The following is a 12,736-nucleotide window of genomic DNA, read 5'->3' on the forward strand; positions in this document are numbered from 1 at the left end:
GACCTGCGCACCCGGCTGGGCTGGGGCCATGTGTTCCACTTGCAGGTGTTGAGCGAGGCCGAGCGGCGCGCGGTGCTGCGGCAGGCGGCCGACGACCGCGGCGTGATGCTGTCCGACGAGGTGCTCGACTACATGCTGCACCGCTTCAGCCGCGACCTCGGCAGCCTGATGGAGTTGCTCGCGCAACTCGACGGCTACGCCTTGCAGACCCAGCGCGCGATCACGATCCCGCTGATCCGGTCGATGCTCGAAAACGAATAGGGCCCAGCCCACCTTCCAATGATCAAGAAATTCATCGACAAACTCCTCGGCAAGTCCGGCGCCGCCGGCTCCGGCGGCAAGGGCCGTTTCGGCAAGCGGCAGGAGGTGGACGCCTCGGTCCACGGTATCGACCCGGCGCTGGTCGACGAGCGCGCCAGGAACGTGGTGACCACGCTGCAGCAGGCCGGCTACGAGGCCTACGTGGTGGGCGGCGCGGTGCGCGACCTGCTGCTGGGCCTGCGGCCGAAGGATTTCGACGTCGCCACGAACGCCACGCCCGAGCAGGTCAAGGGCCTGTTCCGGCGCGCCTTCATCATCGGCCGGCGCTTTCGCATCGTGCACGTGGTGTACGGGCGCGGCCGCGAGCACGAGGTGATCGAGGTCTCGACTTTCCGCGCCTATATGGACAACGCCGGCGCCGAGCAGGTGGCCGGCAACGAGCGCACCAGCAAGGGCGAGCTGGCGGGCATGAAGCACGCCGTGGACGCCAGTGGCCGGGTGCTGCGCGACAACGTCTGGGGCCCGCAGGAAGAAGACGCCGCGCGGCGCGACTTCACGGTCAACGCGATGTACTACGACCCGGCCAGCCAGATCGTGGTCGACTATCACAACGGCATCAAGGACGCCAAGAAGCTCACGCTGCGCATGATCGGCGACCCGATCACGCGCTACCGCGAGGATCCGGTGCGCATCATTCGCGCGATCCGCTTCTCAGCCAAGCTGGCGGCGCTGGGCTTCAAGCTCGAGCCCAAGACCGCGGCGCCGCTGATAGAGTCGAGCCGGCTGCTGGCCGACGTGCCGCAGAGCCGCCTGTTTGACGAGATGCTCAAGCTGCTGCAGACCGGCCACTCGGTCGCCACGGTGGCGCAGCTGCGCAAGCTCGGCCTCGCGACCGGCATCTATCCGCTGCTCGACGTCGTGGTCGAGCGCGCCGAACAGCCCTTCGTGAACGCGGCGCTGCAGGACACCGACCGCCGGGTCGGCGAGGGCAAGCCGGTGGCGCCGAGCTTCCTGCTGGCCTGCGTGCTGTGGGCCGACGTGCGCGACGGCTGGGCCCAGCGCCAGGAGGGCCGGCACGGCCAGCGGCCGCAAGCCGCGTTCCCGGCGCTGCAGGATGCGATCGACGATGTATTTAACGCCCGCATCGGCGATGTCTCGGGCCGCGGCAAGCTGGCCGCCGACATGCGCGAGATCTGGATGATGCAGCCGCGCTTCGACAAGCGCAGCGGCTCCACGCCGCACAGCCTGGTCGAGCAGGCGCGCTTCCGCGCCGCCTTCGACTTCATGCGCCTCAGGGCCGATGTCGGCGAGGTCGGCGAGGCGATTGCCGAGTGGTGGCAGGAATTCAGCACCGCCGACGACCTGCGCCGTCAGGACCTGATGGACCAGGTGCGCGACGAGCAGCACAAGAAGACCCGCCAGCGGGTCCCGACGCGGCCGCCGGTCCAGGCGCCCTCCGGACGCCGCGCGAGCGGCCCGAGCGATGAAGCCGACAGCGCCCCGCCGCCGGACGGCGAGGTGTCGGACGCGCCGCGCAAGCGCCGCCGCCGGCGCAAGCCGCGCAGCGGTGGTGCCGGCGAGACGGGCAGCATCGCGGCCGAATGATTGCAGCGCCGGGCGGAGGGCTTGCATGACTTTCCGTGCCTTCGTCGCGATCGGCGCCAATCTCGGCGACGCGCGCGACACGGTGCTTCGGGCCATGGACGATCTCGATCGGCTGCCGCAGACCCGCGTCGGCGCCCGTTCCTCCCTGTACCGCAGCGCGCCGGTGGATGCCGTCGGCCCCGACTTCGTCAACGCGGTGGTGGAACTCCAGACCGAGCTCGACCCGCACGCGCTGCTGGCCGAGCTGCAGCGCCTCGAAACGGGTGCCGGCCGCGAGCGGCCCTACCGCAATGCCCCGCGCACCCTCGATCTCGACCTGCTGCGCCATGGCGACGCGGTGCTCGATACCCCGCGACTCAGCCTGCCGCATCCGAGGATGGCCGAGCGCGCCTTCGTCCTGTTGCCGCTGGCGGAAATCGCCCCGGAGCAGGTCACCTCCCTTCAACTCGCGCAGGTGGCGGAGCAGCGGATCGAGCGGCTCTGAGAGCCGTTTCCAGCCCGCCCATTACACTTGCGCGGTTTTTCACGATGGCGTCACGGGCATGTACTCATGACGGCCCAGAACCCAGGAGAGCGCCATGTTCGGCAAGCTGCTGCCCCGCGAGGGGAATTTTTTCGAGATGTTCAATCAGCATGCCGACCGCATCGTCGAAGCCGCGCGCGCCTTCGAGCATCTCGTGGCCAACTACAACGACCTGCACCTGCGGGAGCAATACAACCGCGATGTCGACAACGCGGAGCGGGCGGCCGACCGGGTCACGCATGACGTCAACCGGCTGATCCATAAGACCTTCATCACGCCGATCGACCGCGAGCAGATCCACAAGCTGATCAACACCATGGACGACGTCGCCGACCTGATCCAGGACTCGGCCGAAACCATGGCGCTGTACGACGTGCGCCACATGACCGAGGAGATCACGCGCCTCACCATGCTCAGCGTGAAGTGCTGCGAGCGGGTCAAGGACGCGGTCAAATTCCTCTCCAAGATTGCCGATCCGGCCACGGCCGAGGCGACGCTGAAGACCTGCGAGGAGATCGACCGGCTCGAGTCCGATGCCGACCGCGTGATGCGCAGCGCCATGAGCAAGCTGTTCCGCGAGGAGCCCGATGTCCGCGAGGTGATCAAGCTCAAGGCCATCTACGAGTTGCTCGAGACCATCACCGACAAGTGCGAGGACGTCGCCAACGTCATCGAGGGCATCGTCCTCGAGAACTCCTGATTCAGCGGGCTTTCGAATGGCAACGGTTCAGGTCGCCCTTTGGGTGGTGGTGGTGTTGGTCGCGCTGGCCATTGCCTTCGATTTCATGAACGGCTTCCACGATGCGGCGAACTCGATCGCCACCGTGGTGTCGACCGGCGTGCTCAAGCCCGGACAGGCCGTGGTGTTCGCGGCGTTCTTCAATCTGATCGCGATATTCGTCTTCCACCTGAGCGTGGCGGCGACCATCGGCAAGGGCATTGCCCAGCCGGGCGTGGTCGATGTCCACGTGGTGTTCGGCGCCCTGGTCGGCGCCATCAGCTGGAACTTCGTCACCTGGTACTACGGCATCCCGAGCAGCTCGTCGCACGCGCTGATCGGCGGCATCGTCGGCGCGGTGATCGCCAAGGCCGGGTCGGGCGCGCTGGTGGCTTCCGGCATCTGGAAGACCGTGGCCTTCATCTTCGTCTCGCCGCTGCTGGGCTTCCTGCTCGGCTCGTTCATGATGATTCTGGTGGCCTGGGGCTTCCGGCGGGCGACGCCGTCGCGCGTCGACCGCTGGTTCCGGCGGCTGCAGTTGGCCTCGGCCGGCGCCTACAGCCTGGGCCATGGCGGCAACGACGCGCAGAAGACCATCGGCATCATCTGGATGCTGCTGATCGCCACCGGCCATGCCGCCGCCTCCGATGCGTCGCCGCCGACCTGGACCATTGTGAGCTGCTACACCGCAATTGCGCTGGGCACCATGTTCGGCGGCTGGCGCATCGTCAAGACCATGGGGCAGAAGATCACCAAGCTGAAGCCGGTCGGCGGTTTCTGCGCCGAGACCGGCGGCGCGCTGACGCTGTTCCTGGCCACCGCGCTGGGCATCCCGGTGTCGACCACCCACACCATCACCGGCGCGATCGTCGGCGTCGGTTCGGTGCAGCGCGCCAGCGCGGTGCGCTGGGGCGTGGCCGGCAACATCGTCTGGGCCTGGGTGCTGACGATCCCGGCCTCGGCGTTCGTCGCGGCGATCGCCTACTGGGTCGGAATGCAGGCGTTCTGAGCTACTGGGACATCTTCCGGCCGGCTTCGATCTCGTGCTCGAAGTAGCGCTGGAAGCTGAAGGCGATGCTGGCCATCAGGATCGTGCTGCCGAAGAACAGCGCCAGCACCACCGCGCCGATGGTGAGCCAGCCGGTGTTGCCGGCCGCGGTGTCGGCTGAACGGCCGGCGTTGTAGCGCGCATTCCACTTCTCGGGCGTCATGAGCCCGTAGACGATGGCGGTGAGGGCGCAGCCCGCGATGGTGAAGCCCAGCATCGGGATCAGCACCCAGCTCAGGCCGTCGTCGGCGCCGTACAGGCGTACCCGCTCGATGCCGTAGAGGCCGAGCGCGGTCGGGATCGGCAGCAGCCAGCCCAGCAGGCTTCCGAAGCCGCGCAGGTAGAAGCAATGCAGCCCCAGCGGGCCGCCCAGGAAGGCCAGCCACGCGGCCAGGGTCTTGTTCTTCATTCGGGGCGGGTCGTGCTGCCTTCGCCGAGCACTTTTTCCATCAGCACCACGTCGCGCCATTCGCCGAACTTCCAGCCGCAGTCCTTCAGCACGCCGACGTGGCTGAAGCCCTGGGCGCGATGCACGCCGATCGAGCCAGCGTTGGCCGAGTCGCCGATCACCGCGATCAGCTTGCGCACGCCGACCGCTTCGGCGGCCTGCGACAGCGCCGCCAGCAGCTGGGCGCCGAGGCCCTGGCCGCGGGCGCTGTCGGCCATGTAGATCGAATCCTCGGCCGAATAGCGGTAGGCGGGGCGCGGCTTGAACCAGTTGCAGTAGGCGAACCCGAGCAGTTCGCCGTCGCGCTCGGCCACCAGGTAAGGCAGGTTCTTGGCCAGCACGTCGGCCCGGCGGGCGGCCATGTCGTCGGCGCCCGGCGCCTCGGTCTCGAAGGTGCCCGTGCCGTGCAGCACGTGGAGGGCGTAGATGGCGGTGATGGCGGCGATGTCTTCGTCGCGGCTGTGGCGGATCTGGGTCATTCTGGGAACTCGGCGGGGCCGGGAATTGGAGAATCGGGAGTGCGGGCTATAATCGTGGGCTTTTCAGCGTGCGCTGGCCGGGTGGCCATGTCGCGTGTCTCGACGCTGGAAGAACACTGTGGGGCAGGCCTTCTCGGGTTTGCTGCACCACCCCAAGGATAAATCATGGTCGTCATTCGACTCTCCCGCGGCGGTTCCAAAGGCCGTCCGTTCTTCAACATCGTCGTATCGGACAAGCGCGTTCGCCGCGATGGCCGTTTCATCGAGCGCCTGGGTTTCTACAACCCGACCGCGAAGGAAAACGAGGAAAGCATCCGCATCGCCCAGGACCGCCTGACCTACTGGAAGAGCGTCGGCGCCCAAGCCTCGCCCACGGTCACCCGCCTGATCAAGCAAGCCGCCGCTGCGGCCCCCAAGGCTGCAGCCTAAGACTGCCGGCCAGGCGATGCTGCCCACCCTCGAAGCCGCCGAATTGCCGGCGGATGCGATCGAAGTCGGGCGCATCGCCGATGCCTGGGGCATCAAGGGCTGGTTCAAAGTCCTGCCCCACAGCGCCGAGCCCGAGGCGCTTTTTTCTTCCAAGCGCTGGCTGCTCCAGCCCCCGGGTGCCGCGGGCGGCCGCGCTTTCCGGCTCGCGATCCGCGAAGCCAAGGAACATTCCGACTGCATCGTCGCCTCGTCCGAGGACGTGCCCGACCGCAACGCGGCCGAGGCGCTGCGCGGTGCGCGCGTGTTCGTGCCGCGTTCGAGCTTCCCGACCGCCGGAACTGACGAGTACTACTGGGTCGACCTGATCGGCCTCGCGGTGGTCAACCGCGAAGGCGTGGCGCTCGGCAACGTGCGCGAACTGCTGGCCTCGGGTCCGCAGACCACGCTGGTGCTCGATGCGGTCGAGGACGGCAAGCCGGTCGAGCGCATGGTGCCTTTCGTCTCGGCCTTCGTCGACAGCGTCGACCTTCCGGGTCGACTGATCACGGTCGACTGGCAGCCCGACTACTGATCCGTCCAGGCCGGGCCTCGGTGCCGCCATGCGCTTCGACGTCATCACCCTTTTTCCGGAATTGTTCGCGCCCTTCCTCGCGAGCGGCGTGACCCGCCGCGCCTACGAATCGAAGCAGGTCGAGGTGGTGCTGTGGAATCCGCGCGACTACGCCGAGGGCAACTACCGGCGCGTCGACGATCGGCCCTTCGGCGGCGGCCCCGGCATGGTCATGATGGCCGAGCCGCTCGCGGCCTGCCTCGATGCCGCGCTGGCCGCCCGCGGCGCGCCGGCCCCGGTGCTGCTGTTCTCGCCGATCGGGGAGACCCTGCGCCACGAGGCGGTCGAGCAATGGGCGGCCGGCGAGGGCGCCGTGCTGGTCTGCGGCCGCTATGAGGGCATCGACCAGCGCTTCATCGACGCCCGCGTCACGCACCAGCTCAGCCTGGGCGACTTCGTGCTCTCGGGCGGCGAGATCCCGGCGATGGCGCTGCTGGATGCGGTCGCACGGCTGCAGCCCGGTGTGCTCGGCGATGAAGCGAGCCATGTGCAGGACAGCTTCAACCCGGCGCTCGACGGCCTGCTCGACTGCCCGCACTACACGCGGCCGGAGCAGTGGCGCGGCGAGGGTGTGCCGGCGCCGCTGTTGTCCGGCCATCATCTTCAGATCGAGCGCTGGCGCCGCGACCAGCGGCTCGCGATCACGCGCGACAAGCGGCCCGACCTGATCGACGCCGCGCGCCGCGCCGGCCGGCTCAGTGCGGTCGACGAGAAGGCGCTCAAAAAAAGGCTATAATCATCGGCTCCCCGATCCTCTGCCCGGCCGCGCCGAGCCCAGTTGGCCTCAATTCAACTTGATTCAACTGGACTCCCCGGCGCCTTTTGTGTAGCGCGGACATGATCGAACACAGGAAAAAATGAACCTCATCCAGACTCTCGAGCAGGAAGAAATCGCCCGGCTCAACAAGCAGATTCCCGATTTCATGCCCGGTGACACGGTCATCGTCAGCGTGAACGTCGTCGAAGGCAACCGCAAGCGTCTGCAGGCCTACGAAGGCGTCGTGATCGCCAAGCGCAATCGCGGCCTCAACAGCGGCTTCATCGTGCGCAAGATCTCCAGCGGCGAAGGCGTGGAACGCACCTTCCAGACCTACAGCCCCCTGATCGCCAAGATCGAAGTCAAGCGCCGCGGCGATGTCCGCCGCGCCAAGCTGTACTACCTGCGCGAGCGCAGCGGCCGTTCGGCACGCATCAAGGAAAAGCTGCCGGGCAAGGCCCCGTCCGCAGCGGCTGCGCAATAAGCAGCGAGCCCTTGCCGTGCAGAAAGCCGCCGTTCGAGGCGGCTTTTTGCATTGGTGCCGCAAGACAACGGCATGTTCGTGATTTAGTTGCGGGCCGCGCGCCAACCGCGCCGGGGCTTTTTGAGTTTTACTCGTCCAGATCCTTCATTGACCACTCCACCGCCCGCCATGCGCGCCTCTCCCGTCGAAGTCATCAACGCCATCGTCCCGCCGGCCTTGCAGTCCTTCGACCCGCGAGAGGTGCCGGCGATCGGCGTCGACAGCGGCCTGCCCGCGGTCGACCCGGCGCGGCTGGGCACGAGGGCCTTGCGCGAGCGCTTCGCCACACCGCCCGCGTGGACGCCTGAACTGCGCCGCGAGCCGCGCCTGTTCGACCGCGCGCCGGCGCAGGCTGCGGTGCTGGTGCCGATCGTGATGCGCGACCAGCCGACGGTGCTGCTGACCGAGCGCAGTTCGCACCTCAAGAACCATTCGGGGCAGGTGGCCTTCCCGGGCGGCCGGGTCGACCCCGAGGATGCCAACATCGCCGCCGCTGCGCTGCGCGAGGCCTGGGAAGAGGTCGGCCTGTCGGCGGACTACATCGAGATCCTCGGCAGCCTGCCGACCTACACCACGGTCACCTCCTTCATCGTGACGCCGGTGGTCGCGCTGGTGCGTCCGGGCTTCGAGTTGAACCTCAACCCCTACGAGGTCGAAGATGCCTTCGAGGTGCCTTTCGCCTTCCTCATGAACCCCGCCAACCATCGCCGCCACGTCCTGGTCGGCGACGACATGACGTCGCGCGAGTGGCTGTCGATGCCCTACCAGGACGGGCCGCACGAACGCTTCGTGTGGGGCGCGACGGCGGGCATGCTGCGCAATCTGTACCGCTTCCTAAGCGCCTGAGCGCGCGCCCGCGGGACCGTCTCCGGGGGTTCTAGAATCCTTCGATGAGCTTCTTTGCGATCCTCTGCGCATTGCTGATCGAGCAGGTGCGTCCGCTGGCGTACCACAACCCCGTCTACGGCGGCGTGCTGGCGTGGACGCGCTGGACCAGCCGCAATTTCGACGCCGGCAAGCCGCACCACGGCTGGGTCGCGTGGAGTCTCGCGGTGGGCGTGCCGACGCTGCTGGCGCTGGCGGTGCACTGGGCGCTGATCCTCACGCTGGGCCTGCCCTTCGCGGTGCTCTGGAGCATCGCGCTGCTCTACGTCACGCTGGGCTTCCGTCAGTTCAGCCACCACTTCACCGGCATCCGCGATGCGCTCGACGAAGGCGACGAGCCGCTCGCGCGCTCGCTGCTGGCCCACTGGCAGCAGGTCGATGCCGCCGACCTGCCGCGCAGCGAGATAGTGCGCCACGTGATCGAGCACTCGGTGATCGCGGCGCATCGGCATGTGTTCGGCGTGCTGGCCTGGTTCTCGATCCTCGCGGCCATCGGCCTCGGCCCGGCCGGCGCGGTCTTCTATCGCATGAGCGAGTTCCTCTCGCGCTACTGGGCCCACAAGAGCGGGGCCTCGATGCAGCCGTCCAGCATCTGGGTGCAGCAGGCCGCGGCGAAGGCGTGGGGCGTGATCGACTGGCTGCCGGCGCGCATCACGGCGCTGGGCTTCGCGGTCGTCGGCAGCTTCGAGGAGGCGATCGACTGCTGGCGCAACGACGCCCGCCGCTTCCCCAACGCCAACGACGGCGTGATCCTGGCGGCCACCTCGGGGGCGGTCAACGTCAGCCTCGGCGGCGGCACCCTGAGCGCGGTGCCGGTCAACGACCCGCTGTCGCGCGCCCAGGCCGGGGACTCCTTCGCCGGGGGGGCGGCCACGGACGGCGGCAGCACCCCGGGCCGCGAGCCCGAGCCCGCCCACCTGCGCAGCGTCGTCGGCCTGGTCTGGCGCTCGGTCGTGATGTGGATGGTGCTGCTGGCGCTGCTGACGCTGGCCCGGCTGCTCGGATGACCCCGGCCTTCTGGAGCCCTCTCATTGCGGCGCTCGAGCCCTATGTGCCTGGCGAGCAGCCGCGGATCGCGAAGCTCGTCAAGCTCAACACCAACGAGAACCCCTATCCGCCGTCGCCGCGGGCGATCGATGCCATTCAGCGTGCGGCGGAGGCTGGGCTGGAACGCTATCCCGACCCCGAATCGACCGCGCTGCGCGAGGCGATCGCGGCGCGCCATGGCCTCGACAGCCGCCAGGTGTTCGCCGGCAACGGCTCGGACGAGGTCCTGGCGCATGCCTTCTTCGCCTTCTTCCAGCAGGATGCGCCGCTGCTGCTGCCCGACATCACCTACAGCTTCTATCGCGTCTATGCGCGGCTTTACGGCATTGCCTGCGAACTGCAGCCGGTCGACGAGGCGCTGCGCATCGACGCCGACGCGCTGGCCGAGCGGGCGCGGGCGGGCGCAGGCGGCATCGTGGTCGCCAATCCGAATGCGCCGACCGGCATCGGCCTGCCGCTGGCGCAGATCGAGAAGCTGCTGCTGGCCTGTCCCGACCGCGTCGTGCTGGTCGACGAGGCCTACGTCGATTTCGGCGGCCAGAGCGCCTTGCCGCTGATCGCCCGCCATCCGAACCTGCTGGTGGTGCAGACGCTGTCGAAGTCGCGCTCGCTGGCCGGCCTGCGGGTCGGTTTCGCCTGCGGCCAGGCGCCGCTGATCGACGGGCTGCAGCGGGTCAAGAACAGCTTCAACTCCTATCCGATCGACCGGCTCGCGAGCGCCGGCGCCGTGGCCGCGCTCGAGGACGAAGCCTGGTTCGCGAAGACCCGCGATGCCGTGGTCGACACCCGCGAAGGCCTGGCGCTTCAGCTCGAGGACCTGGGCTTCGAGGTGCTGCCCTCCCAAGCCAACTTCCTGTTCGTGCGCCACCCGGCGCACGATGCGACCTCACTCGCGGCGGCACTGCGTTCGCGGGCCGTGCTGGTGCGCCATTTCGCCCAGCCGCGCATCGCGCAGTACCTGCGCATCAGCGTCGGCACGCGCGAGCAGTGCGGGGCGCTGGTCGATGCGCTGGGCGAGATCCTCGACGAATCCCGGTAGCGATCAGTATCGGGTTTGGCTCAGTTCGGCGAACAGCTCGCCGTAGATCCGGTAGCGCGAGGCGCTGATCGCGCCTTGGTGCGTCGGCGACTCGACCTGCGCGATGACGCCGCAGCCCGGCTCGTGCAGGTGCGTGCAGTTGTAGAACTTGCAGTCGGTCGCCTGCCCGGCGATGTCGGGCATCAGGTGCGCGAGCTGCATTGGCTCGATGTGGTGCAGCCCGAATTCCTGGAAGCCCGGGGAGTCGATCAGCGCGGTGGTGCGCGCCGCATTGACCCAGTACCAGGTGGTGCTGGTGGTGGTGTGCTTGCCCGAGTTCAGGGCCTGCGAGATCTCGCCGGTCAGGGCACTGGCGCCGGGCACCAGCAGGTTGATCAGCGTGCTCTTGCCGGCGCCGGAGGGGCCCAGCACCAGCGTGACCTTGCCCGCGAGCAGTTCGGTCAGCTCGGCATGGCCCGCCCCGCCGTCGGCCCTGAGCGACATCGGCAGCACGCGATAGCCCATGCGGCGGTAGGGCTCGAGTCGCTTCGAGGCCCGTTCGAAGGGGACCGCGAGGTCGCTCTTGTTGAGCGCGATGACCGGTGTGATGCGTTCGGCCCCGGCGGCGATCAGGGCGCGCGTCAGCTGGGTCTCGGAGAACTCGGGCTCGGCCGCGATCAGGATCAGCACGTGGTCGAGGTTGGCCGCGAAGGACTTGGTGCGGATCTCGTCCTGGCGGTAGAACAGGTTCTTGCGCGGCAGCACCTTCTCGATCGTGCCCTCGTCCTCGCTGGCCTGCCATTGCACGCGGTCGCCGACCAGGGCCTGGCTCTTCTTGCCGCGCGGATGGCAGATCAGGCGCTCGCCTTCGGGCGTCTCGACCAGGCAGTGGCGGCCATGGCTGGCGACCACCAGCCCGTCGCGCAAGGCAGCGCCGGCACTGCCGCCGCGCTGTTGCTTAGCCAAGGCGGCGGTCCATCGGGCGGCTCAAGAAAGCAGCGCGTCGGCCTGCGCCGCGCACTCGAAGTCGGTCGCCGTGAGTCCGCCGACGTCGTGCGTGTTGAAGCGCACCACGCAGCGGTTGTAGTGCACCGAAAGGTCCGGGTGGTGGTCCTGACGGTGCGCCACCAGCGCCAGCGCGTTGACGAAGGCGATGGTCTCGAAGTAGTTGGCGAAGGCGAAGCTCTTCTCGATCGCGACGTCCTTGCCATCGCCCGTGAGCTTCCAGCCCTCGAGCCGGGCCAGGCCGGCCACGATCTCGGTGGCGCTCAGCGCCCGGCGGGCCTCGGTCTTCCAGTCCTTGATCTTCAGCATGCTGTTCATGGTCGGGTTTCAGGTCAGGCCGTGGCCATGCGCGCGAGGCGCTCGGAGGCCGGCGGATGCGAATAGTAGAACTTCACGAACACCGGGTCGGGCGTCAGGGTCGAGGCGTTGTCCTGGTAGAGCTTGAGCAGCGCGGCCGACAGGTCGGCGCCGTTGGTCTGCGCGATCGCATAGGCATCGGCCTCGAACTCGTGCTTGCGCGAGATCAGCACCGGCAGCGGGGCGACGAAGAAGCCGAACACCGGCATCACGAGCATAAAGAGCAGGATCGCCAGCGCATCGTTGGGCGCCGCAAGGTTGGGCTGCACTCCCAGGCCGGTATAGAACCAGGTGTGGGCCGACAGCCAGCCCAGCAGCGCGAAGCCGGCCAGGCTCAAGGCGAACATGGCCGCCATGCGCTTCATCACGTGCCTGTGGCGGAAGTGGCCCAGCTCGTGCGCCAGCACGGCCTCGACCTCGCCGGCATTCAGCTGGCGCAGCAGCGTGTCGTAGAAGACCACGCGCTTGCTGGCGCCGAAGCCCGTGAAATAGGCGTTGGCATGCGCGCTGCGGGTGCTGCCGTCCATCACGAACAGGCCCTTGGCCGCGAAGCCGCAGCGCTGCATCAGCGCATTCACGCGCTCCTTGAGGGCGGCATCGTCGAGCGGCTTGAACTTGTTGAAGATCGGCGCGATGAAGGTCGGATAGACCAGCATCAGCAGCAGGTTTAAGCCCATCCAGGCGACCCAGGCCCACAGCCACCAGAGCTTGCCGGCGGCACCCATGAGCCAGAGGATCAGCGCCGCGATCGGCAGGCCGATCAGCGCGCCCAGCAGCAGGCCCTTGACCGCGTCCGTCAGCCACAGCCGCCAGGTCATCTTGTTGAAGCCGAAGCGCTCCTCGAGCCTGAAGGTCTGCCACAGCGTGAAGGGCAGTTCGGCCAGGCCGCCGATCAAGGCGAAGGCCACCAGCAGCCCAAGCTGCTGCCACATGCCGCCGCCGAGGGCGTCGAGCAGCAGGCGATTCAGCAGGTCGAGGCCGCCGAACAGGGTCCAGGCCAGCAGCAAGGCGGCGGTCCAGGCC

Annotated in this window: 17 protein-coding genes; 12 read left to right on the plus strand and 5 right to left on the minus strand. The window is 68.3% G+C overall.

Going from position 1 to position 12,736, the window contains the following annotated elements; genetic code table 11:
* The 5 genes from AC1DY5_RS21805 to AC1DY5_RS21825 all read left to right on the plus strand — a co-directional run.
* The coding region (locus AC1DY5_RS21805) for an HdaA/DnaA family protein (protein WP_478114682.1) at window positions 1-261 on the plus strand (261 nt) is incomplete at its 5' end.
* Between the two features lie 18 nt (window positions 262-279).
* Complete coding sequence (gene pcnB / locus AC1DY5_RS21810) at window positions 280-1,866, plus strand: polynucleotide adenylyltransferase PcnB (RefSeq protein ID WP_478114684.1); 1,587 nt, start codon at window positions 280-282, stop codon at window positions 1,864-1,866.
* 25 nt (window positions 1,867-1,891) lie between these two features.
* Window positions 1,892-2,350: a 2-amino-4-hydroxy-6-hydroxymethyldihydropteridine diphosphokinase gene (gene folK / locus AC1DY5_RS21815; protein WP_478114685.1), complete on the plus strand. Its 459-nt coding sequence runs from the start codon at window positions 1,892-1,894 to the stop codon at window positions 2,348-2,350.
* 94 nt (window positions 2,351-2,444) lie between these two features.
* Window positions 2,445-3,089 (plus strand): DUF47 domain-containing protein, encoded by a 645-nt coding sequence (locus AC1DY5_RS21820; RefSeq protein ID WP_478114687.1) that lies wholly within the window; start codon window positions 2,445-2,447, stop codon window positions 3,087-3,089.
* 16 nt (window positions 3,090-3,105) lie between these two features.
* Complete coding sequence (locus AC1DY5_RS21825; protein ID WP_478114689.1) at window positions 3,106-4,116, plus strand: inorganic phosphate transporter; 1,011 nt, start codon at window positions 3,106-3,108, stop codon at window positions 4,114-4,116.
* A 1-nt stretch (window position 4,117) separates the two neighbouring features.
* Here the strand turns inward: AC1DY5_RS21825 and AC1DY5_RS21830 are convergent, their stop codons facing one another.
* Together AC1DY5_RS21830 and AC1DY5_RS21835 are read right to left on the minus strand one after the other, a co-directional pair.
* Complete coding sequence (locus AC1DY5_RS21830) at window positions 4,118-4,564, minus strand: TM2 domain-containing protein (RefSeq protein WP_478114691.1); 447 nt, start codon at window positions 4,562-4,564, stop codon at window positions 4,118-4,120.
* The gene (locus AC1DY5_RS21835) at window positions 4,561-5,082 is read right to left on the minus strand and encodes an N-acetyltransferase family protein (RefSeq protein WP_478114692.1); all 522 of its coding nucleotides are present in this window, start codon (window positions 5,080-5,082) and stop codon (window positions 4,561-4,563) included. Before AC1DY5_RS21835 ends, AC1DY5_RS21830 begins: the two co-directional genes overlap by 4 nt.
* Window positions 5,083-5,247: 165 nt before the next feature.
* On the opposite strand from AC1DY5_RS21835, the gene rpsP reads away from it, so the two are divergent.
* The 7 genes from rpsP to hisC all read left to right on the plus strand — a co-directional run bounded on the left by rpsP (window position 5,248) and on the right by hisC (window position 10,372).
* Entirely contained in the window at window positions 5,248-5,511 is a 264-nt protein-coding gene (rpsP, locus tag AC1DY5_RS21840; protein ID WP_028248676.1) for a 30S ribosomal protein S16, read from the plus strand.
* A 16-nt stretch (window positions 5,512-5,527) separates the two neighbouring features.
* The gene (gene rimM / locus AC1DY5_RS21845; protein ID WP_478114694.1) at window positions 5,528-6,082 is read left to right on the plus strand and encodes a ribosome maturation factor RimM; all 555 of its coding nucleotides are present in this window, start codon (window positions 5,528-5,530) and stop codon (window positions 6,080-6,082) included.
* A 28-nt stretch (window positions 6,083-6,110) separates the two neighbouring features.
* Window positions 6,111-6,857: a tRNA (guanosine(37)-N1)-methyltransferase TrmD gene (gene trmD, locus AC1DY5_RS21850; protein ID WP_478114696.1), complete on the plus strand. Its 747-nt coding sequence runs from the start codon at window positions 6,111-6,113 to the stop codon at window positions 6,855-6,857.
* Between the two features lie 121 nt (window positions 6,858-6,978).
* Complete coding sequence (gene rplS / locus AC1DY5_RS21855) at window positions 6,979-7,362, plus strand: 50S ribosomal protein L19 (protein ID WP_478114698.1); 384 nt, start codon at window positions 6,979-6,981, stop codon at window positions 7,360-7,362.
* A gap of 168 nt (window positions 7,363-7,530) precedes the next feature.
* Window positions 7,531-8,247 carry a CoA pyrophosphatase gene (locus AC1DY5_RS21860; RefSeq protein ID WP_478114700.1) on the plus strand — a complete coding sequence of 239 codons (717 nt, stop codon included), beginning with the start codon at window positions 7,531-7,533 and terminating at the stop codon, window positions 8,245-8,247.
* 44 nt (window positions 8,248-8,291) lie between these two features.
* Window positions 8,292-9,293 carry a CobD/CbiB family protein gene (locus AC1DY5_RS21865; protein ID WP_478114702.1) on the plus strand — a complete coding sequence of 334 codons (1,002 nt, stop codon included), beginning with the start codon at window positions 8,292-8,294 and terminating at the stop codon, window positions 9,291-9,293.
* Window positions 9,290-10,372 (plus strand): histidinol-phosphate transaminase, encoded by a 1,083-nt coding sequence (gene hisC / locus AC1DY5_RS21870; protein WP_478114703.1) that lies wholly within the window; start codon window positions 9,290-9,292, stop codon window positions 10,370-10,372. The genes AC1DY5_RS21865 and hisC overlap by 4 nt, the downstream gene beginning before the upstream one ends.
* A 3-nt stretch (window positions 10,373-10,375) precedes the next feature.
* On the opposite strand, the gene rsgA is transcribed toward hisC, so the two are convergent.
* The 3 genes from rsgA to AC1DY5_RS21885 all read right to left on the minus strand — a co-directional run.
* Window positions 10,376-11,317 carry a ribosome small subunit-dependent GTPase A gene (rsgA, locus tag AC1DY5_RS21875; protein ID WP_478114705.1) on the minus strand — a complete coding sequence of 314 codons (942 nt, stop codon included), beginning with the start codon at window positions 11,315-11,317 and terminating at the stop codon, window positions 10,376-10,378.
* 21 nt (window positions 11,318-11,338) lie between these two features.
* Window positions 11,339-11,674, minus strand: a complete 336-nt coding sequence (locus AC1DY5_RS21880; RefSeq protein ID WP_478114706.1) for a 4a-hydroxytetrahydrobiopterin dehydratase — start codon at window positions 11,672-11,674, stop codon at window positions 11,339-11,341.
* A gap of 14 nt (window positions 11,675-11,688) precedes the next feature.
* A partial coding sequence (locus AC1DY5_RS21885) for a M48 family metallopeptidase (protein WP_478114708.1) occupies window positions 11,689-12,736 on the minus strand: 1,048 nt, incomplete at its 5' end.

The sequence above is a fragment of the Variovorax sp. P4_D9 genome (assembly GCF_056401695.1).

Bases quoted from the DNA above. Each gene is read 5' to 3' on its own strand.
- pcnB (WP_478114684.1), top strand. From the start codon at position 280: ATGATCAAGAAATTCATCGACAAACTCCTCGGCAAGTCCGGCGCCGCC.
- folK (WP_478114685.1), top strand. From the start codon at position 1,892: ATGACTTTCCGTGCCTTCGTCGCGATCGGCGCCAATCTCGGCGACGCG.
- AC1DY5_RS21820 (WP_478114687.1), top strand. From the start codon at position 2,445: ATGTTCGGCAAGCTGCTGCCCCGCGAGGGGAATTTTTTCGAGATGTTC.
- AC1DY5_RS21825 (WP_478114689.1), top strand. From the start codon at position 3,106: ATGGCAACGGTTCAGGTCGCCCTTTGGGTGGTGGTGGTGTTGGTCGCG.
- AC1DY5_RS21830 (WP_478114691.1), bottom strand. From the start codon at position 4,564: ATGAAGAACAAGACCCTGGCCGCGTGGCTGGCCTTCCTGGGCGGCCCG.
- AC1DY5_RS21835 (WP_478114692.1), bottom strand. From the start codon at position 5,082: ATGACCCAGATCCGCCACAGCCGCGACGAAGACATCGCCGCCATCACC.
- rpsP (WP_028248676.1), top strand. From the start codon at position 5,248: ATGGTCGTCATTCGACTCTCCCGCGGCGGTTCCAAAGGCCGTCCGTTC.
- rimM (WP_478114694.1), top strand. From the start codon at position 5,528: ATGCTGCCCACCCTCGAAGCCGCCGAATTGCCGGCGGATGCGATCGAA.
- trmD (WP_478114696.1), top strand. From the start codon at position 6,111: ATGCGCTTCGACGTCATCACCCTTTTTCCGGAATTGTTCGCGCCCTTC.
- rplS (WP_478114698.1), top strand. From the start codon at position 6,979: ATGAACCTCATCCAGACTCTCGAGCAGGAAGAAATCGCCCGGCTCAAC.
- AC1DY5_RS21860 (WP_478114700.1), top strand. From the start codon at position 7,531: ATGCGCGCCTCTCCCGTCGAAGTCATCAACGCCATCGTCCCGCCGGCC.
- AC1DY5_RS21865 (WP_478114702.1), top strand. From the start codon at position 8,292: ATGAGCTTCTTTGCGATCCTCTGCGCATTGCTGATCGAGCAGGTGCGT.
- hisC (WP_478114703.1), top strand. From the start codon at position 9,290: ATGACCCCGGCCTTCTGGAGCCCTCTCATTGCGGCGCTCGAGCCCTAT.
- AC1DY5_RS21880 (WP_478114706.1), bottom strand. From the start codon at position 11,674: ATGAACAGCATGCTGAAGATCAAGGACTGGAAGACCGAGGCCCGCCGG.